Source organism: Staphylococcus pseudoxylosus (genome assembly GCF_003697915.1).
In the GTDB taxonomy this organism is placed as follows: Bacteria; Bacillota; Bacilli; order Staphylococcales; family Staphylococcaceae; genus Staphylococcus; species Staphylococcus pseudoxylosus.
Window position 1 is genome coordinate 1 of sequence record NZ_RCVN01000073.1, and the last position, 345, is coordinate 345.

The 345-nt window shown below is 36.5% G+C and carries 1 pseudogene; it reads right to left on the minus strand.

Going from position 1 to position 345, the window contains the following annotated elements:
* Nucleotides 1-345 (minus strand): annotated as a pseudogene (locus D9V42_RS14850) (hypothetical protein); the annotation flags it as partial.

The following is a 345-nucleotide window of genomic DNA, read 5'->3' on the forward strand; positions in this document are numbered from 1 at the left end:
TAGCCAATATAAGTTGGAATGCTAAATTAATTACTGATCCAACTAACCCAAATATAGATTGAAAGAAACTAATTAAAGGTTGGAAAGTTGTAACAAACCAGTTATAAGCACCTGTCACTAAAGAAGCAATGGTTGTAAATACAGTTGTAACAACATTTACTATTCCGTCCCATAGCCCTGTGAAGAACCCTGTAACTCCTGCCCATGCTGTTTGAATACCAGTAACAACAGTTGTCCATAAAGTAGTAAAGAATGTTGTTATTCCGTTCCAAATATTTTGAACACCTTGTACAATTCCACTGAACCAATCGACTAAGCCTTGCCAAATGCCTTTAGCTCCGTCAA